The following is an 18244-nucleotide window of genomic DNA, read 5'->3' on the forward strand; positions in this document are numbered from 1 at the left end:
CAAGTTGCCTCCTACCTAAAGCAGTAAACAGAATAGACAGTGCCTAAGCTAAAAACCTATACGTGTGGCTCACCCGGTTTGGCCGGTGCCGCATATTGCGGTTTCAGCTTGCCGTCCTTGTCCAGCAGCCAGGCGTCGAGGATTTCCCTGACGACGGGGCCTGCGACCCGGCCGCCTGCCTCGCCGTTCTCGATCATCACCGCCACCACGATCTTCGGATGGTCGGCCGGTGCAAAGCCGACGAACAATGCGTTATCCCGATGGCGTTCGAGGGTCTTGGCGCGGTCATAGCGCTCGCCCTGCTTGATCGCCACCACCTGCGCCGTACCGCTTTTACCGGCGATGCGGTACTGCGCGCCCTGCGCCGCTGCACGAGCGATGCCCCGCGGATCGTGCATGACCATCTGCATGCCGATGTTGACCTGATTCCACTCGTTGGGATCATGCAGCACGATGTTCGGCATCGGATGCTCGTCCACCGGAGCACTGCCGCCGACCTCCATGGCCAGATGCGGACGAATCCACACGCCCTTGTTGGCGATCAACGAAGTGGCTTGGGCCAATTGCAACGGCGTGACCTGCATGTAGCCCTGACCAATGCCGAGAATCACGGTTTCACCGGGGAACCACGCCTGACGCCGTGTGGCACGCTTCCATTGCCGCGACGGCATCAGCCCTGCTGACTCTTCGAACATGTCCAGCGAGACCTTTTGGCCCAGACCGAACATGGTCATGTAGTCGTACATGCGGTCGATGCCCAGCTTGTGCGCCAGGGTGTAAAAGTAAGTGTCATTGGAACGCATGATCGCCGCGTCCATGTCCACCCAGCCATCGCCGCTGTGGTTCCAGTTACGGTATTTGTGATCGAAGTCCGGCAACTGGAAATAACCGGGGTCAAAGACTTTGGTCGAGGCGTTCACAACGCCGCTGTCGAGACCGGCAATCGCCACTTCCGGCTTGATGGTCGAGCCCGGAGCATAGAGGCCACGCAGGACCCGGTTGAACAGCGGCCGGTCGATGGAATCTCGCAACGCCGCGTATTCCTTGAAGCTGATCCCGGTGACAAACAGGTTCGGATCGAAGCTAGGCTTGCTGACCATCGCCAACACCTGGCCGGTGGCCGGATCCAGCGCCACCACCGAACCACGACGATCCCCAAGCGCGGCTTCCGCAGCTTCCTGCAGGTGAATATCCAGACTCAACGTGATGTTCTTGCCCGGTACCGGGTCGGTGTGTTTGAGCACCCGCAACACTCGCCCCTGGGCGTTGGTCTCGACTTCTTCATAGCCGACCTTGCCGTGCAATTCGGACTCGTAGAACCGTTCGATGCCGGTCTTGCCGATGGACTGAGTGCCGCGGTATTCAACGGAATCCAGTTGTTTGGCTTCTTTCTCGTTGATCCGCCCGACATAACCGATGGAATGAGCGAAGTGCGCGCCCAACGGGTAATGCCGCACGAACTGAGGCTCGACGTCGATACCCGGCAACAGGTACTGATTCACCGCCAGCACGGCGATCTGCTCTTCGTTCAGCTCGTACAACAACGTCACGGGTTCGAACGGGTGACGCACTTGTTTGAGGTCTTTGTCGAAGAGGATCCGCTCTTCCTCAGGCAGCTTGAGCAGCACCATCACTTCATCGATGACCTTGTGCCAATCCCCTGCCCGCTCACGAGTCAGCGTCATGTTGTAGCTGGGCCGGTTATCCGCCAGCACCACGCCATTACGGTCATAAATCAAGCCGCGCTCGGGAGCGATGGGCAGTACGTGCACGCGGTTATTTTCAGAGATGGTCGAGTGATAGGCGAACTCGGTGACTTGCAGGAAATACATCCGCGCAACGAGGCACGCGCTCAGGACGGCCACGAGCAGCGCACAGGCGATCAACCGCTTGTTGACCAGCCGGGCATCTTTCTCGTGATCCTTTAAAGGAATTGGATCGGGCATTTCTACAGCTTCTCGGTGGTTGGCTAATACAGACGCTGGCCGCACAGCAAAAAATCTGTGAGGAGATGTTTCCGCACACGACAGGGTGCGCACGATACCAAGAAGTGGCTGTTCAGTGAGGATTTGTCTTGTTTGACCGGTACGAACGGTCGGCAAAAAACGATAGATTATTACCCAGAGCGCAACAGTCCATTGTGAAATGAGTGCGGCGCAACGTTTGGCAACATATCTATCATGGCGGACGTGCGGAAAAGATGATCGCGGAATTTGGCTTTTGCCTGCCTAGCATGCGCTTCGGGCTTACCGATTTGCCAGAGACCTAATGTCACACCCTCACGTGAGTTTTCAGTGTCCCTCAGTCGGACAAAACACCGTGTATTGACCGCGACACGCCAACTGTCGATGGGACTCGCTCCTGTCGTATGCGTTCGCAGGAGCCTCAAAAAAAATGACTGACCTGCCACCAAAAGGCCTGACCCGCCGCCAACTGCTGGTGTCCTCTGCAACCACCCTCGCCGCCGGTGCCGCCGCCAGCGCCAAGGCCGCCACCCTCACCGGCGTGCCGCAATGGGTGCCTTTCGATCACAACGGCCCGATGCATTACGAAACACCGGGCTGGCAGTTCTTCACCGCCGAAGAAGCCCGTGAAGTCGAAGCCATTGTCGAGCGCCTGATCCCGGCGGATGACCTCAGCGTCAGCGGCAAAGACGCCGGATGCGCCGTATTCATCGACCGTCAATTGGCGGGCGAATACGGTACCTTTGATCGCCTGTACATGCAGGGCCCGTTCGCAAAGGGCACGCCCATGCAGGGTGATCAATCGCCACTGGTGCCCCGTGAGCGCTATCGCCTGGGCATCGCCGCCTTGACCGGCTACTGCCAGAAGCAGTTTCAGAAAACCTTCAGCGCCCTGAGCAATGAAGAGCGCGACAAGGTCCTGACCGATCTGGAAAAAGGCTCGATTGAGCTGGAAGGCATCGACGCGAAGCTGTTCTTCCAGCAAGTGCTGGGCAACACCATGGAAGGCTTCTTTGCCGACCCCGTCTACGGCGGCAACCGCGACATGGTGTCGTGGAAAATGATCGGCTTTCCCGGTGCCCGTTATGACTACCGCGATTACATCGGTCGGCATAACCAGAAACTCGACCTCACACCGATATCGATCATCGGCAGCTCCGCCTGGCAAAAGAAGGGTTAATCGACATGGCTAGAAAACTACCTTCCACCGATGTGGTGGTTGTCGGACTCGGCTGGGCCGGATCTATCATCGCCAACGAACTCGCCGATGAAGGCTTGAGCGTCATTGGCTTCGAACGCGGCCCGTGGCGCGATACGGCGGCCGATTTCAACATCGCCTCCGCCACTGACGAATTGCGCTACGCGCGGCGTCAGGATCTGATGCTGCGTACCAAACAGAACACCTGCACCATCCGCAACAACGTCACGGAAACAGCCTTGCCTATGCGCAGCTGGGGTTCTTTTCACCCTGGTAACGGGACTGGCGGCGCAGGCAACCACTGGGCTGGGATTGCCTTTCGCTTTCAGCCTGAAGAGTTTCGCCTGCACAGCCACCTGACCGAGCGTTACGGCAAAGAGCTGCCCGCCGAGTTGACCCTGCAGGACTGGGGCACTGACTGGGAAGAGATGGAGCCGTTCTACACCAAGTTCGACCGTCTGGCCGGGGTTTCCGGCAAGGCTGGCAACATCAAGGGCGTGATTCAGGAAGGCGGCAATACCTTCGAAGGTGCGCGTTCGGAAGAATATCCGAACCCGCCGACCGAGCAGACCTACGCGCCGGTATTGTTCGCCGAAGCGGCGAAGAATCTGGGTTACAAGCCCTTCCCCGTGCCCTCGGCACTGGTTTCCCGGGCTTACACCAACTCGTTGGGCGTAACCATGGGCGCCTGCACCTTCTGTGGCTTCTGCACCAACTACGGCTGTGCCAACTACTCCAAGGCCAGTGCGATCACCACGGTACTGCCGGTGCTGATTCGCAAGCCTAACTTCACCGCCAAGACCAATTGTGAAGTGCTGCGCGTGACCATGGACAGCACCGGCAAGCGCGCCACCGGGATCATCTTTGTCGATGCCAATGGCGATGAGTTCGAGCAACCTGCCGATCTGGTGGTGATCAGCGCGTTCATCTTTGAAAACGTCCGTCTGATGCTGCTGTCCGGCGTTGGCAAGCCTTACGACCCGGTGACCAACACCGGTACTACCGGCCGCAACTATGCTTACCAGACTGCCAACAACGTGCGTCTGTTCTTCGATGACAAGAACTTCAACCCGTTCATCGGTGGCGGCGCCATTGGCATGGGCATCGACGAATTCAACAACGACAACTTCGACCACTCCGGTCTGGGCTTCGTCGGCGGCGGCAGCACTCGGGTAACCCCTATTGGCGCAGCGCCCATCGAATCACGCCCGGTGCCACCCGGCACCCCGACCTGGGGTTCGGAATGGAAGCAGGCGACCGTCAAGAACTACGCCAACAGCATGTCCATCGGCTGTGAAGCCAGCAGCTATTCGATCCGTGGCAACTACCTGTCGCTGGACCCGACCTACAAGGACCCGCTGGGGCGGCCACTGCTGCGTATCACCTTCGACTTCCCGGAAAACGATCGCAAGATGGCCGCGTACGTAACCGGCAAGGTCCACGAGATCGCCAAGAGCATGAACCCTGTGCAAATGGTCGACAGCGCCCAGACCGGGCACTGGAACAGCTCGCCCTATCAGTCCTCGCACATCGTTGGCGGTTTCATCATGGGCGCTGATCCGAAAACCAGTTCGGTGAACAAACACCTGCAGGTCTGGGATGTACCGAACCTGTTTGTGGTCGGTTCGTCGGCCTTCCCGCAGAACCCCGGCTACAACCCCACCGGCACCGTGGCAGCGCTGGCCTTCAAGGCCGCCGATGCGATTCGTACCCGATATTTGAAACGCCCAGGGGAGATGATCCCGGCATGAAGACTCTTCTCTCTGTCTGTGTGGGCGTATTGGGTCTGACCCTCAACGTCGCACACGCTGCCACCGGTGCCGACTCGTACAACCTGGTGGAACAAGGCCGTTATCTGACCACTTTGGGCGACTGTACCGCTTGCCACACATTGCCTGGCAAACCGGCATTCTCCGGTGGCGTGGTGCTGGATACGCCGTTCGGCAAACTGTTGGGGGCGAATATCACGCCTGACCCGGTCACGGGTATTGGCCGCTGGACCTTCGACGATTTCCAGAACGCCATGTCCAAAGGTCACGGCCTGGACGGCAAGCGCCTATATGGGGCAATGCCGTACACCGCGTACACCAAGGTCACCCGTCAGGATAACCAAGCGATCTGGGCCTACCTGCAAACGCTGGATGCGGTGGACAACAAGGTTGAAACCAACCAGTTGCCCTTCCCGTTCAATGTGCGCACCAGCTTGCTGGCGTGGAACCTGATGAACTTCAAGGAAGGCGAATTCAAAGCCAACCCACAGAAGTCCGAACAGTGGAACCGCGGCGCTTATCTGGTGGAAGGTCTCGGCCATTGCGGCACGTGCCACACGCCCAAAGGCCTGACCGGGGGCGACAAGAACGATCAGTTCCTGACCGGTGCCAACCTGCAGAACTGGGTCGCGCCGAACATCACCGCCGACGCCCACAGCGGCATTGGCAAGTGGACCGAAGAAGACATCGTCAAGTACCTGAAGACCGGCGCCAACCGCTTCGACATTGCCTCAGGTCCTATGGCCGAAGAAGTCGAGCATTCTTCGCAGCACTGGAAGGACACCGACCTCATGGCTGTGGCGGTGTACCTCAAGGACGGCGCGAAACCGGCTGAACCACCCAAGGCGCTGGACGCGAAAGACCCGGCCATGGTCGCAGGCAAAACCATCTATGCCGACCGTTGCTCAGCGTGCCACGTAGGCAATGGCGAAGGTACAGAAAACCTGTTCCCTAAACTGGCCATGGCACCATTGGTCAACAGCGCTGACCCGTCGTCGATGATTCGCGTGGTGCTGGCAGGCAGTCGTGCCGGAGCCACCGATGCTGCGCCCACCGCACCGGCGATGCCTGCACTGGGCTGGGCACTGTCCGATGACAATGTCGCCAACGTGCTGACCTACGTGCGCAACAGTTGGGGCAACGCCGCTCCTGCCGTATCCAGTGCAGACGTGAAAGCCGTCCGCGAGGCGCTGCAACCGAAATAAACGATTCACCTCCCCTTTGCCCGGCCTCTTCATGTCGCCGGGCATTTTTTTGCCCGGGTGAAGCTCAAGGGATGGCGCAGATCCTGTGGGAGCGAGGCTTGCCCGCGATGCATAAGATGCTGCTAGACGACATACCGCGTTATCGTTTATCGCGACCAAGCTCGGCTCCCACAAGTTACTGCCACATCAAACAGTACTCAGGTCAATCTGGCTGAATCCACTTCCTCTCGCACCGCCATGATGCTGCCCGGCCTCGTCATGTCGCCTTTTGCCCGAGTGAAGCTCAAGGAGTTCCGCAGATCCTGTGGGAGCAGAGCTTGCTCGCGATGCATAAGACGCAGCTAGACGACATACCGCGTTATCGTTTATCGCGAGCAAGCTCGGCTCCCACAAGTTACTGCCACATCAAACAGTACTCAGGTCAATCTGGCTGAATCCATTTCCTCTCGCGCCGCCATGATGCGCGGCAGATTATGCTCGATCCAGTTCGCCAGACTTTCGACCTGCTGCGCCACTTCTTCACCCATAGGCGTCAGGCGGTACTCCACGTGAGGCGGCACAACCGGCAACGCTTTGCGCTCAACGAAACCATCACCCTCCAGATGCTGTAACGTCTGCGAAAGCATTTTCTCGCTCACGCCGCCAATCTTGCGGCGTAGTTCACTGAAGCGGTGCATGCCGCTGCGCAGTACTACCAACACCAATACACCCCAGCGACTGCAAACGTGATTGAGCACGATTCGTGACGGACAATCAGCCGCCATCAACTCGCCCGCCCGCGCTTCCATCACTGCTGCGAGCAATGAACGGCTTTGCTGCTCTGATCCACTCATGACACTTACCTTTTTGTACGTACTTACGAAAGGTTAGCATCATGTTTATGCTCTGGCTTCCCTTAATACAGTCAAGGAACCGAGCATGTACGTCATTACTGGAGCAACCGGTCAATTGGGCCGTCTCGTGATTGAAAAGCTGTTGGCCAGCGTTCCTGCAGGACAAATCATTGCGGCCGTGCGCAGCCCGGAAAAAGCTGCCGACCTCGCTGCATTGGGCGTGCAGGTGCGTCACGCGGATTACTCACAAGCCTCGACCCTGGACAGCGCATTCAAAGGCGCCGAGAAAATCCTGCTGATTTCATCCAGCGAAGTGGGCCAGCGTACCGCCCAGCATCAAGCAGTCATCGACGCGGCAAAACGCGCCAACGTCAAGCTGCTGGCTTATACCAGCGTCCTGAATGCCGACACTTCACTGCTGGGCCTGGCGGAAGAACACCGTCAGACCGAAGCCGCACTGCAAAAGTCCGGCGTGCCTTTCGTGCTGCTGCGCAACGGCTGGTACACGGAGAACTACGCGGCGGGTATTCCTGCTGCGCTGGAACATGGCGCAGTGTTTGGCAGTGCTGCCGATGGCCGTATCAGCTCGGCAGCGCGGGCCGATTACGCAGACGCAGCCGTCGCGGTGCTGACCTCCGCTGAGGATCAGGCCGGTAGAGTCTATGAGCTGGCCGGTGACGACTCCTACACGCTAAGCGACTTTGCCGCTGAAGTATCAAAGCAGGCAGGCAAGACCGTGCCTTATACAGACTTGCCACAGGCTGATTTCCAGGCCGCACTGGTTCAGGCAGGCCTGCCAGGCTTTGTTGCTGATCTGCTCTCGGATTCGGATGCAGCCGCCGCTAAGGGTGCGCTATTCGATGCCCGTCGGCAGCTAAGCGCGCTGATCGGCCGCCCGACTACGCCGCTCGCCATCACCGTCGCCGAAACATTGAAGAACTGACGACACAGAGGCTCGCCCTGCGCCGTCAGGGCGAGCACTGGTTCACGGATCGGTTACCCCAACGGCCATCACCGAACAATCAAACCGAATGATTTTTTTCGACGGTTGTCCTAGAGCTACGAACAGAGCATTACGCACTGAGCCCTAGGAGCTGTATATGAAGAGCAAATCACTCGTCGCTTGTCTGGCAATTCTTGGCTGTGTGTCTCTGACCAGCCTGTCCGTCCAGGCCGCCGACGCCCCAGAGCCGACCATCGAGAAGTCCAAGGACAACATGCATGAACTGGAACTCGGCTCTCGCGCCCCGGAAAAATTCCGCCGCCCTGAAGAAGGCCTGAAGGACTGGAGCAAGCGCGGACTGAAAGAGCCCGCCAAAGAATCCCAGTGGGTGCAGATCAACGATAAATATGTGCAGGTACAGCTCACCAACGGGCAGATTACCGAAATCGTGCCGGTGAAGAAGAAGTAAGAGCACTTGAATTGCAGGAGTGGCCCCGGTGTGCGTGACACCGCGCTGTCTCGCGGCAAACACTGGATCCTGTAGGAGTGAGCTTGCTCGCGATGGCGGTCGAACTGATGAGAAACTATCGCCTGACCAAACGCTATCGCGAGCAAGCTCACTCCTGCAAAAAAGTAGCTGAATTCAAATAGTTATTTTTGCTAGACGAGAGCCGCCGAAGGCTGAGAAGCGATGTGTCTGATAAACCGCTATCGCAGCCTTCGGCAGCTCCTACAACAATTTCGCGCACACATCACTCAACCCCTCTTCCAGCAGCATGCTCAATACCTCCTGCCTTTGAAACACTTCTACCAAAGCTGATTGCCGAACCCGGCGCGCCCTGAAAGAATCAGCGGCCTTTCAAACCGTGCGTCGCGGTGGGCCCGGAGCAAGCGATGGAACTGCACATTGTCATCAAAGGCCGCAAGGACCTGGCGAACCAGCTCTACGACCAATTGCGTCACAACATCGAGTCAGGTCGGCTCGCCTCCGGTGTGCAGTTACCGCCCAGCCGTTTGTTGGCCGTACAACTGGGTGTATCACGCAAAACCATCTCCGATGCTTATTCACGCCTGACCTACGAGAACTTCCTGGTCGGCAAAAGGGGCAGCGGCACCTTCGTCAACAGCCTGGCGACCGCCCAGTCTCGCCAGCAGGAAACCTGCGATCTGGCCAGTGCGGCAGTCCTGGAGAAATGGCAGAACCTGGAGCTGGGCCTGCGTCACCCAACTGGTGAAGAAACCCGACGCGGCGACTTCATTGGCGGCGCGGTCAGCCACAGTCATTTTCCCGCTGGTGAATGGCGACGCTGTATTCAGCATGCCTTGCGGCAACTGGCCAAAACACCCGGCCTGTACAGCCAAACACAAGGACTGGAGGTTCTGCGCAAGGCCATTGCCGGGCACATCGCTTTCGCCCGGGGCGTGCGCTGCATGGCGGATGACGTTGTTGTGTGTAACGGCGCGCAACAGGCGCTGGACCTTATTTGCCGGGTCCTGACCGAGCCCGGTTGTTGCGTCGCCATGGAAGAGCCGGGTTATAGACCGGCCCGTCTATTATTCTCCGCCCAAGGCGCAAGGGTGGTTGGCGTTCCGGTGGACGCACTCGGCCTGCAGGTGGACGCGATACCGGATGACGCACGCTTTATCTACGTCACGCCCTCGCATCAGATGCCATTGGGCATGCCCATGAGCATGTCCCGTCGTCAGGCGTTGCTGGATAAGGCGCGACGTATCGGCGCGATCATCATTGAGGACGACTACGACAGCGAATTCCGCTACGAGGGCCAGCCCACCGATTCATTGCAAAGCATGGACCGTCACGGCATCGTCGCCTATGTCGGGACGTTCTCGAAGACTCTGCTGCCGGAGCTGCGGCTGGGTTACGCCGTATTACCCAGCGCCATTCATGCAGCCGTGATCAAGGCCCGGCAATTGACCGACTGGCACACCAGCACGCTGAATCAATGGGCGCTGGCCAAGTTTATCGACGACGGTTTACTGCAAAAACATATTCGTCGCTGCCACGGTGTCTATGTCGGGCGTCGGCAACGTATTCTTGAGCGTCTCAAGACTGATCTCGCGCCATGGTTTGAAGCCATTCCGGCCACGGCAGGCTTTCACATGGCGCTGTGGTGCAAGGTGCCACTGGATGTCGAGCGGCTCATCAGACAGGCTCGCCAGCATGACGTCGGCATCTATTCACTGGCGCCGTATTACCAGTCCACACCTGATCGCGCCGGAATCTATCTGGGCTTTGGTGCCATCGAAACCCTGGACATCGACCCGGCGCTGGACCGGTTGCGGGATTTGCTGCAGACGTTTTGAGTGTTGGCAAAGATACGTGGCGATGCGCTACTCTCGGGAGACGCACGCGCTGTTATGCTCTTACCGAACATGAGACGGTATTTGAACCTGAGTGTTTTTCTGTAGGAGCGCACGAGCACCGCGAGTCCGCGATGGCTTTGGCGCGATGCAGCGCGGCGTCGTGGACACGGAGCCGTTCCAACCGGCTGATCAAAACTTCTGAAGAGATCAACACCCCATGAACCCACAACCACAAGCGCCCTACTTCTGGCGTGACGAGCAGTTGCCTTTCATCGAGGCGCGTTCGGTGGGCGATGGGCGCAAGCTGTGTTATGCCAAGCATTCCCATGAAGTGTTTTCCATCGGGGCGATCACCGCCGGGCAAAGCACATACCTGCACGAGAAAAGCCGCCAGCACGTGGGCGCGGGCACGGTGGTGCTGATGAATCCTGGCGACGTTCATGCCTGCAATCCCATTGCCGATCAGCATTGGTCATACCTGATGTTGTACGTCGATACCCAATGGCTCACCGGCCTGCAACATGAACTGGGTCTGGATGGAAACCATGATTTCCAGCCAATTGCACAAACCCACAGCACTTCGCCAGGCCTGTTCAGGGGCCTGAATAACCTCTATGCCACGCTGATCGACGATCAGGCTGAGGTTCTGCACAAGCAATGCACCGCCATCGCGTTCTTCAGCCAGATGCAGCAAGCCCTGGGCAGCCTATCTATTCGCCCGGAGCTGGCAACGCAGCGGGTCGAACGTGCGGCGCAGTACATCAATGACAATTTCAAACAGCCCATTACGCTTGACGACATGTGTAACGCAGCCAGTTTGTCCGGTTCGTACCTGATCCGCGCTTTCGAACAGCGTTACCACATGACGCCCCACGCGTACCTGATCAACCGCCGCATCCAGCACGCTCGCACGCAACTCAAAAACGGCAGCCTGATTGCTGACGTGGCTCACGAACTGGGCTTTGCCGATCAGGCGCACTTTCAACGGGCATTCAAGAAGCATCTGGCCGCGACGCCAGGGCAATATCGCCTGCAATAACCGATCAGTACGCCATCAAGTACACAGCGCAGCCCACCAGCAACAGCGCCATGCTGCGGTTGAAGACGCGAATGCCCAACGCACTTTTCAAGTACTGACGCAGGAAGGTCCCGGCAAACGCCCAGCACGCCAAAGACAAATAGCAGATCACGAAATAGATCGCCGCGAACTGCCAGATCAGCCGCGTTTCGCCACTGGCAACGAAGGCTCCCATCCCGGCAATACACGCCAGCCACGCCTTGGGATTCAGCCACTGCATAACCGCCCCCACCAGCATCGACGGCTTGTCACCTTCGCGCTCTACATCCAGTTGCCCGTTATCCAGGGCCAGCTTCCAGGCCATATAAAGTAAAAAAGCCACCCCGGCCCACTTGATTGCCAGGGTCAGAAAAGGCAAATGCAGCAGCGTTTCATGCAGGCCGAAACCGATCAGGATCAACAGCAGCGTGAACCCCAGGGTGGCACCGGTGACGTGCAGCAGCGCCGAGCCCAGGCCGTAACGCGCCCCCGAACTCAATGCCACGATATTTACCGGCCCCGGGGTGATTGAAGACGCCAGCGCAAAGGCTGCCATGGACACCAACACACTCATTTGAATACCTTCAACTTGATCTGAAATGACGTGATCAAGGTAAGGGTCGGTCTCTACGGCGTATTGAATAAAATCACCCACTGCGCGGTGCCCACTGACTCTCGCGGCAGGAATCAGGCAGAATGAGCCGCATTGGACAGGCGGCCAATACAAGCCAGCCGTCAGGTGCCTTCATTTGCAGAGCGCAACCCATGAACAGTTTTGAAGAATCGATCATCGCCGCAGCTCAGGACGCGACGCCCAACAACACAGAAGCAGAGCGCGAACAAGCCAAAGCGGCGGCCATTGAAGCCGTCGCTCAAATCATGCAAACCACGACGGGCCTGCAACGCACTCTGGCACTGGCTGCACTGTTGGACTCCTATTCCGAGTCCGATCTGGAAGACGAATAAAAAGCACGCGACAAATGCTGCAAAATTGCGCAATATATCAATTAGCCATCTTTCTACTTTGATGGTTGACCTTGACCTGGACGTCAATGCCATTCGGCCCCTGACTTCCGGAGTCCATGTTGAAAATCGAAGACCTGAAAAACATCCAGAGCGATCTGCAGACTACTGCCAACGATCTCGAAGGTGTGTCCCAGCATTTATCCGGGCATTTGCTGTATATGCAGCATTCCGTTCACGCCCGGGATGCAAACGAAGTTGGCCAACAGATCGACAAGCTGCAAGCGTCGGTAGAAGACTTGCGCGACGTCGCCCAGCGCCTCGATTGCTGATTCAGTCTTTGGCCTGGGATAACGGCCGGGCAACATCCTCCAGCGACTTGCGCTCCGCCGCGACGCCCCAGATAGCCTGCACTCCCGCGGCAATCAGCATCAACGCTGCGCCAATCAGGTAGCCGATCAACACGTTGCTGCGGTCCTGAGTCTGAATCAGCTCACCAAACAGCGTCGGTCCGATGATCCCGCCCAGGCCGGTGCCGAACGCGTAAAACACCGCGATCGCGAGTGCGCGAATCTCCAGCGGGAAGGTTTCCGCCACGGTCAGATACGCCGAACTCGCCGCCGCCGAAGCGAAAAAGAAAATCACCATCCAGGCCACCGCTTGCTGGGTGACGTCGAGCAAACCCTGCTGGAACAGATAGCCGCTGATGGCCAGTAACACACCAGACACTGCGTAAGTCAGGCTGATCATCACTCGCCGGCCTATCACATCGAACAGCCGCCCCAGCAACAGCGGACCGCAGAAATTACCCAGCGCGAGCGGCAATACGTACCAGCCGACTTGCTCGGCGGGCACGTTGTAGAAATCGGTGAGCACCAGCGCGTAGGTGAAAAAAATCGCGTTATAGAAAAACGCCTGAGCGGTGAGCAACGTCATGCCCACCAAGGCTCGCTGGCGGAAGCTGACAAACAGGGTGTGGAAGATTTCCCTGATGGGCGTGTGATTCCGGGCGTGCAGCCGCAAAGGCTTACCCGTTAACGGCGCAAGTTCGTGGCCTTGAGCGCGAAGCCGGTTCTCGATCTGCTCAACAATGCGTGTCGCCTCTGCGGTTTGCCCGTGAATCAACAGCCAGCGCGGACTTTCCGGCAACCACAGGCGCATGAACAAAATCAGCAGACCCAATGCCGCGCCTATCCCGAAACAGAGTCGCCAACCGAGGTCGCCGCCTACCCACTGCGGATCCAGCAATATGATCGAGCCACCCGCGCCCAACGCTGCACCAAGCCAGAACGTGCCGTTGATGGTCAGATCGACCCAGCCCCGATAGCGAGCCGGGGTGAATTCCTGGATCGTCGAATTGATTGCGGTGTACTCCCCGCCAATCCCCATCCCCGTAAGAAAACGGAACAGCAGGAAGCTGCCCAGACTGAATGAGAACGCAGTTGCCGCCGTGGCACCGACATACAGCAGCAAGGTAATGAAGAACAGTTTGCGTCGCCCCAGACGGTCCGTCAGCCAGCCGAACAACAGCGCGCCCAGTACCGCCCCGGCAATGTACACAGCCCCTGCCAGTCCGATGTCGCTGTTGGACATCTGCAGCGCCGGACTGCTTTTCAGCGCGCCGGACACCGAACCTGCCAGGGTCACTTCAAGACCGTCGAGCAGCCAGGTGATGCCGAGGGCGAACACCAGAAGGGTATGAAACCGGCCCCAAGGCAAACGATCCAGCCGTGCCGGGAGATCGGTCTCGAAGATCTGGCCTTGGCGGCTTGCATCAGGAGGCGTCAGTGAAGCTGTGCTGCTCAATAGCCGCTCCATTTTTAGGAGTACACAGGGCAATTCGCAATCAGCAAGGTCATTGTAGGAGCTGCCGAAGGCTGCGAAGAGGGTGTGTCAGATATAACGCTTTCGCAGCCTTCGGCAGCTCCTACAGGATAAAAGTTCAGCCCTTTTATCAACTCACCCAGAACCACATCAACGTCAGATTCGCGGCCGAGATCAAGCCGAACAGGCCCCACGCCGCAATCTTCACCAAACGACTATTGACGAAGGGCCCCATCAATTGCCGGTCACTGGTAAAGCGGATCAGCGGCCACAGGGCGAACGGAAGTTGCAGGCTGAGCACAACCTGGCTGAGCACCAGCATCTTGCCCACCGCGCCGTCGCCCAGCCAGATCACCCCGGCCAAGGCCGGGATCAAAGCCAGACCGCGGGTAATCAAGCGACGCTGCCAGCACGGGATCTTCGCCTGCAGAAAGCCTTCAAGCACGACTTGCCCGGCGATGGTGCCGGTGAACGTCGAGCTCTGCCCCGCCGCCAACAATGCAATGCCAAACAAAACGCTGGCCACCGCACCGCCCACCAGAGGATCCAGCAGGTGGTAAGCGTCCTGAATTTCCACCACATCGGTGTGCCCGCTCTTGTGGAACGCGGCCGCTGCGAGAATCAGGATCGCGGCGTTGATCAACAGCGCCAGACTCAAGGACGCAATGGTGTCCAGCCGCGCGAATTTGATTGCGCTGGCTTTGCTGGCGTTATCGTCACCGTTGACCCTTGTCTGCACCAGTGACGAATGCAGGTAAAGGTTATGAGGCATGACCGTCGCGCCGAGAATACCGATGGCCAGGTACAGCGGCTCCTGATTGCTCAGTACGTCCCAGGTGGGCTTCAGGCCTGCGGCGACGTCCGGCCAGAACGGTTTGATCAGCACCAGTTCTACCGTGAAACACGCCCCGATCGTGGCGATCAAGCCCAGGACGATGGCTTCCAGTCGGCGGAAATTGGCACCTTGCAGCGCCAGCACGATCACGGTGTCGAAAGCGGTGAGGACGACACCGGTCGTAATCGACACGCCTAGCAGGAGATGAAACGCCAGGGCCGCGCCCAGCACTTCAGCCAGGTCAGTGGCGAGAATCGACAGCTCGGCCAGCAGCCACTGCCCTTTGGCGACACCAGGGCTGTAACGCGAAGCGGATAACTGCGCCAGGTCTCGACCGGTGGCGATGCCCAATCGCGAGCATAGATTCTGCAAGACCATGCCTGACAGACTCGCCAGCACCACCACGAACAACAGCGCATAACCAAAGCGCGACCCCGCCTCGATGGCCGTGGCCCAATTGCCGGGGTCCATGTAGCCAATGGAAACCAGCAGGCCAGGGCCAAGGAACAGCAGCAGCTTGCGCGCCAGGGAGGCATTGGCCGGAATGGCAACGCTGTCAGTGACAGCCGATGGGCAAAACGGAGCGGTGGCAGTAGTGGGCAGTTTGAACTTCACAAGGAACCAGACTGGAAGCGGAGCGGAAATCCAATATTAAAGATTCGTGACACATCTTGATACAGCCGACCTAGTAGATCAGGTGCACAGCGTTATCGTTCTTCGCGGGCAAGCCACGCTCCAACAGGATCTACGCAAATCTGAAGGACATCTCAGGACCTGTGGGAGCCGGGCTTGCCCGCGAATCAGCCGACCGGGCAAATCAGGTGCTCAGCGTTATCGTTCTTCGCGGGCAAGCCACGCTCCCACAGAATCTACGCAAATCTGAAGGACAGCTCAGGACCTGTGGGAGCCGGGCTTGCCAGCGAATCAGCCGACCGGGCAAATCAGGTGCTCAGCGTTATCGTTCTTCGCGGGCAAGCCACGCTCCAACAGGATCTACGCAAATCTGAAGGACATCTCAGGACCTGTGGGAGCCGGGCTTGCCCGCGAATCAGCCGACCGGGCAAATCAGGTGCTCAGCGTTATCGTTCTTCGCGGGCAAGCCACGCTCCCACAGAATCTACGCAAATCTGAAGGACTGCTCAGGACCTGTGGGAGCCGGGCTTGCCCGCGAATCAGCCGACCGGGCAAATCAGGTGCTCAGCGTCATCGTTCTTCGCGGGCAAGCCACGCTCCCACAGAATCTACGCAAATCTGAAGGACAGCTCAGGACCTGTGGGAGCCGGGCTTGCCCGCGATAATCTGTAAACCCAATCGCAGGCCCACTGTTCTGCGTTCTAACTGGTGGTTCCGGGATGATCTGCAAAGCCTTTATTCAAGCTGACAACCTCTACAAATAAGTCTAAAAAACCAAAAAACTAAACTTTCCAGCAATTTTCCACCAAATAAAATCCAAACCAAGCCAAAACCGACAAACATTACAAATTGTAAAACCGCTACCATAATCCATCAAAAATAAATGGAAGCCTGCGTATGTCCTCCCCCACTATCGCCAGCTCTTCGGCGGGCGATGCGAATGTCGACGGTCCCGATCCGGTCCGGGCCGCTCAGATCTCAGCTCGAATAGACCGTCTGCCCGCCGTTGCTACCGTCTGGAAACTGGTAGCGCTGCTGTCTATCGGTGGTTTTTTCGAGCTTTATGATCTGTTTCAGACGGCTTACATCAGCCCAGGCCTACTGCGCGATGGTATTTTTGCCACGGGTGCCCAAGGGGTATTTGGCTTTTCCGATCAGGCTGCGTTTGCCTCGGCGACTTTTCTGGGCCTGTTTCTGGGGGCCAGCCTGCTGAGCCCCATCGCTGACCGATTTGGTCGTCGGGCGATTTTTACCTTCGCGTTGATCTGGTACACCATCGCTACCGTATTGATGGGCATTCAGACCGATGCACTGGGCATTATCTGCATGCGGTTTCTGGTGGGGATTGGTCTGGGGATCGAGTTGGTCACCATCGACGCTTACCTGTCAGAACTGGTGCCAAAACGCATGCGCAGCTCGGCATTCGCATTTGCCTTCTTTATCCAGTTTCTATCGGTGCCCGCTGTTGCGCTGATGTCATGGTGGCTGGTGCCGCAAGCGCCGTTCGGCATCTCCGGCTGGCGCTGGGTCGTGCTCGCCAGCGCGGTGTTTGCGTTGTTTATCTGGTGGCTGCGCTCACGTTTGCCAGAGTCGCCGCGCTGGCTGGCGCAACACGGGCGCTTTGACGAAGCCGAACGCATCATGGATGACATCGAAGCACGCTGTGAGCGCGACCATGGCAAGCCACTGGACGTCCCGGAACCCGAAGTGGTTGCCGTCTCGGGCAAAGGCCGCTTCGCCGACATCTGGCAGCCGCCTTATCGTCGTCGCGCGTTGATGCTGATCGTGTTCCATGTCTTCCAGGCCATCGGCTTCTTCGGCTTCGGCAACTGGTTACCGGCGTTACTGTCCGGTCAGGGCGTCAGCGTCACTCATAGTCTGGGTTACGCATTCATCATCACCCTCGCCTATCCGCTGGGCCCGCTGCTGTTTGTCAGGTTCGCCAACCGTTTCGAAAACAAATGGCAGATCGTCGGTTCAGCATTGGGATCGATGATTTTCGGCACCCTGTTCGCCTTTCAGACTTCAGCGGCAGGGTTGGTCTTTTGCGGGGTGATGATCACCTTCTGCAATGCATGGCTGAGCTTCAGCTATCACTCGTATCAAGGGGAATTGTTTCCCACCAACATTCGTGCCCGCGCCGTAGGTTTCTGCTATTCATTCAGCCGTCTGTCGACAGTATTCAGCAGCTTGTTGATCGGTTTCTTTCTCGATCAATTCGGCACGCCGGGGGTTCTGGCGTTCATCGTCAGCAGCATGTTGATTGTGATCATTACCATTGGCAGGTTCGGACCGAAAACCCGCAATCTGGCGCTGGAGAACATTGCACACCGATGATTCCAGCGGCCACAGGGTGCGCCCATTGCAGGCGCACCGGGCCGGCGTGTCGATCAGACAACGCCGGCCAGGGTCTTCAACTTTGCAGCCATTCCACGTTAGTAATACCGAAGTGTTCCGCGTAAGGCTTGGAAACGCGAGGTACTTTTTCGGTTCGATATTTGGGGATACGTGCAATCCCTGCATCAACACTGGCATGATGCCATGCTTCGGAATTATCCATGTGCTCAGCACTGATGTAGAAAGACTTGAACGCGCCGTTTAGCAAATAATCGATTCTGTAATGTTTGTACTGTGACATCCAGGCAGCGCCTCCTTGTTGGTTTGCTTAGTGCAATAGAGGACCTCCCGACTTTCC

16 protein-coding genes are annotated in these 18244 nt (G+C 58.1%); 10 read left to right on the forward strand and 6 right to left on the reverse strand.

Features of this window, described 5'->3' with window-relative positions:
* Positions 1 to 56: 56 nt before the first annotated feature.
* Entirely contained in the window at positions 57 to 1946 is a 1890-nt protein-coding gene (mrdA, locus tag K3169_RS18245) for a penicillin-binding protein 2 (protein ID WP_027900207.1), read from the reverse strand.
* 448 nt (positions 1947 to 2394) lie between these two features.
* Between mrdA and K3169_RS18250 the strand changes: the two genes are divergently transcribed.
* The 3 genes from K3169_RS18250 to K3169_RS18260 are packed head-to-tail and all read left to right on the forward strand — an operon-like array spanning position 2395 to position 6136.
* Positions 2395 to 3144 carry a gluconate 2-dehydrogenase subunit 3 family protein gene (locus K3169_RS18250; protein ID WP_231677847.1) on the forward strand — a complete coding sequence of 250 codons (750 nt, stop codon included), beginning with the start codon at positions 2395 to 2397 and terminating at the stop codon, positions 3142 to 3144.
* Between the two features lie 5 nt (positions 3145 to 3149).
* Positions 3150 to 4913 carry a GMC family oxidoreductase gene (locus tag K3169_RS18255; protein ID WP_263267329.1) on the forward strand — a complete coding sequence of 588 codons (1764 nt, stop codon included), beginning with the start codon at positions 3150 to 3152 and terminating at the stop codon, positions 4911 to 4913.
* Entirely contained in the window at positions 4910 to 6136 is a 1227-nt protein-coding gene (locus K3169_RS18260) for a c-type cytochrome (protein WP_099269965.1), read from the forward strand. The genes K3169_RS18255 and K3169_RS18260 overlap by 4 nt, the downstream gene beginning before the upstream one ends.
* A gap of 416 nt (positions 6137 to 6552) precedes the next feature.
* Here K3169_RS18260 and K3169_RS18265 read toward each other — a convergent pair whose 3' ends face one another.
* The gene (locus K3169_RS18265; protein WP_231677844.1) at positions 6553 to 6969 is read right to left on the reverse strand and encodes a winged helix-turn-helix transcriptional regulator; all 417 of its coding nucleotides are present in this window, start codon (positions 6967 to 6969) and stop codon (positions 6553 to 6555) included.
* Between the two features lie 85 nt (positions 6970 to 7054).
* On the opposite strand from K3169_RS18265, the gene K3169_RS18270 reads away from it, so the two are divergent.
* The 4 genes from K3169_RS18270 to K3169_RS18285 all read left to right on the forward strand — a co-directional run bounded on the left by K3169_RS18270 (position 7055) and on the right by K3169_RS18285 (position 11276).
* Positions 7055 to 7912, forward strand: a complete 858-nt coding sequence (locus K3169_RS18270) for an SDR family oxidoreductase (protein WP_231677843.1) — start codon at positions 7055 to 7057, stop codon at positions 7910 to 7912.
* A 157-nt stretch (positions 7913 to 8069) separates the two neighbouring features.
* Positions 8070 to 8381: an RcnB family protein gene (locus K3169_RS18275; RefSeq protein WP_027900212.1), complete on the forward strand. Its 312-nt coding sequence runs from the start codon at positions 8070 to 8072 to the stop codon at positions 8379 to 8381.
* Positions 8382 to 8806: 425 nt separating this feature from the next.
* Positions 8807 to 10237, forward strand: a complete 1431-nt coding sequence (locus tag K3169_RS18280; RefSeq protein ID WP_263267330.1) for a PLP-dependent aminotransferase family protein — start codon at positions 8807 to 8809, stop codon at positions 10235 to 10237.
* A gap of 217 nt (positions 10238 to 10454) precedes the next feature.
* The gene (locus K3169_RS18285) at positions 10455 to 11276 is read left to right on the forward strand and encodes an AraC family transcriptional regulator (protein WP_263267331.1); all 822 of its coding nucleotides are present in this window, start codon (positions 10455 to 10457) and stop codon (positions 11274 to 11276) included.
* A gap of 4 nt (positions 11277 to 11280) precedes the next feature.
* On the opposite strand, the gene K3169_RS18290 is transcribed toward K3169_RS18285, so the two are convergent.
* Positions 11281 to 11868, reverse strand: a complete 588-nt coding sequence (locus K3169_RS18290; protein WP_164581481.1) for a LysE family translocator — start codon at positions 11866 to 11868, stop codon at positions 11281 to 11283.
* Positions 11869 to 12059: 191 nt separating this feature from the next.
* On the opposite strand from K3169_RS18290, the gene K3169_RS18295 reads away from it, so the two are divergent.
* On the forward strand, positions 12060 to 12260 hold the full coding sequence (locus tag K3169_RS18295) for a hypothetical protein (RefSeq protein WP_027900216.1): 201 nt from the start codon (positions 12060 to 12062) through the stop codon (positions 12258 to 12260).
* A gap of 116 nt (positions 12261 to 12376) precedes the next feature.
* Positions 12377 to 12589: a hypothetical protein gene (locus K3169_RS18300; protein ID WP_231667230.1), complete on the forward strand. Its 213-nt coding sequence runs from the start codon at positions 12377 to 12379 to the stop codon at positions 12587 to 12589.
* 1 nt (position 12590) lies between these two features.
* On the opposite strand, the gene K3169_RS18305 is transcribed toward K3169_RS18300, so the two are convergent.
* A complete protein-coding gene (locus tag K3169_RS18305; protein WP_263267332.1) occupies positions 12591 to 14063 on the reverse strand; it encodes an MFS transporter in 1473 nt (490 codons plus the stop codon).
* 148 nt (positions 14064 to 14211) lie between these two features.
* Positions 14212 to 15519 (reverse strand): Nramp family divalent metal transporter, encoded by a 1308-nt coding sequence (locus tag K3169_RS18310; RefSeq protein WP_231677850.1) that lies wholly within the window; start codon positions 15517 to 15519, stop codon positions 14212 to 14214.
* A gap of 927 nt (positions 15520 to 16446) precedes the next feature.
* Here K3169_RS18310 and K3169_RS18315 point away from each other — a divergent pair.
* Complete coding sequence (locus K3169_RS18315; protein WP_122397773.1) at positions 16447 to 17886, forward strand: MFS transporter; 1440 nt, start codon at positions 16447 to 16449, stop codon at positions 17884 to 17886.
* 76 nt (positions 17887 to 17962) lie between these two features.
* Here the strand turns inward: K3169_RS18315 and K3169_RS18320 are convergent, their stop codons facing one another.
* Positions 17963 to 18187, reverse strand: a complete 225-nt coding sequence (locus tag K3169_RS18320; protein ID WP_027900221.1) for a DUF6555 family protein — start codon at positions 18185 to 18187, stop codon at positions 17963 to 17965.
* Positions 18188 to 18244: the final 57 nt, after the last annotated feature.

This window comes from Pseudomonas phytophila (genome assembly GCF_025643095.1).
Lineage (GTDB): Bacteria > Pseudomonadota > Gammaproteobacteria > Pseudomonadales > Pseudomonadaceae > Aquipseudomonas > Aquipseudomonas quasicaspiana.

Excerpts from the sequence above, each read along its gene's own strand:
- mrdA (WP_027900207.1), bottom strand. The coding sequence starts at position 1,946 with ATGCCCGATCCAATTCCTTTAAAGGATCACGAGAAAGATGCCCGGCTG.
- K3169_RS18250 (WP_231677847.1), top strand. The coding sequence starts at position 2,395 with ATGACTGACCTGCCACCAAAAGGCCTGACCCGCCGCCAACTGCTGGTG.
- K3169_RS18255 (WP_263267329.1), top strand. The coding sequence starts at position 3,150 with ATGGCTAGAAAACTACCTTCCACCGATGTGGTGGTTGTCGGACTCGGC.
- K3169_RS18260 (WP_099269965.1), top strand. The coding sequence starts at position 4,910 with ATGAAGACTCTTCTCTCTGTCTGTGTGGGCGTATTGGGTCTGACCCTC.
- K3169_RS18265 (WP_231677844.1), bottom strand. The coding sequence starts at position 6,969 with ATGAGTGGATCAGAGCAGCAAAGCCGTTCATTGCTCGCAGCAGTGATG.
- K3169_RS18270 (WP_231677843.1), top strand. The coding sequence starts at position 7,055 with ATGTACGTCATTACTGGAGCAACCGGTCAATTGGGCCGTCTCGTGATT.
- K3169_RS18275 (WP_027900212.1), top strand. The coding sequence starts at position 8,070 with ATGAAGAGCAAATCACTCGTCGCTTGTCTGGCAATTCTTGGCTGTGTG.
- K3169_RS18280 (WP_263267330.1), top strand. The coding sequence starts at position 8,807 with ATGGAACTGCACATTGTCATCAAAGGCCGCAAGGACCTGGCGAACCAG.
- K3169_RS18285 (WP_263267331.1), top strand. The coding sequence starts at position 10,455 with ATGAACCCACAACCACAAGCGCCCTACTTCTGGCGTGACGAGCAGTTG.
- K3169_RS18290 (WP_164581481.1), bottom strand. The coding sequence starts at position 11,868 with ATGAGTGTGTTGGTGTCCATGGCAGCCTTTGCGCTGGCGTCTTCAATC.
- K3169_RS18295 (WP_027900216.1), top strand. The coding sequence starts at position 12,060 with ATGAACAGTTTTGAAGAATCGATCATCGCCGCAGCTCAGGACGCGACG.
- K3169_RS18300 (WP_231667230.1), top strand. The coding sequence starts at position 12,377 with ATGTTGAAAATCGAAGACCTGAAAAACATCCAGAGCGATCTGCAGACT.
- K3169_RS18315 (WP_122397773.1), top strand. The coding sequence starts at position 16,447 with ATGTCCTCCCCCACTATCGCCAGCTCTTCGGCGGGCGATGCGAATGTC.
- K3169_RS18320 (WP_027900221.1), bottom strand. The coding sequence starts at position 18,187 with ATGTCACAGTACAAACATTACAGAATCGATTATTTGCTAAACGGCGCG.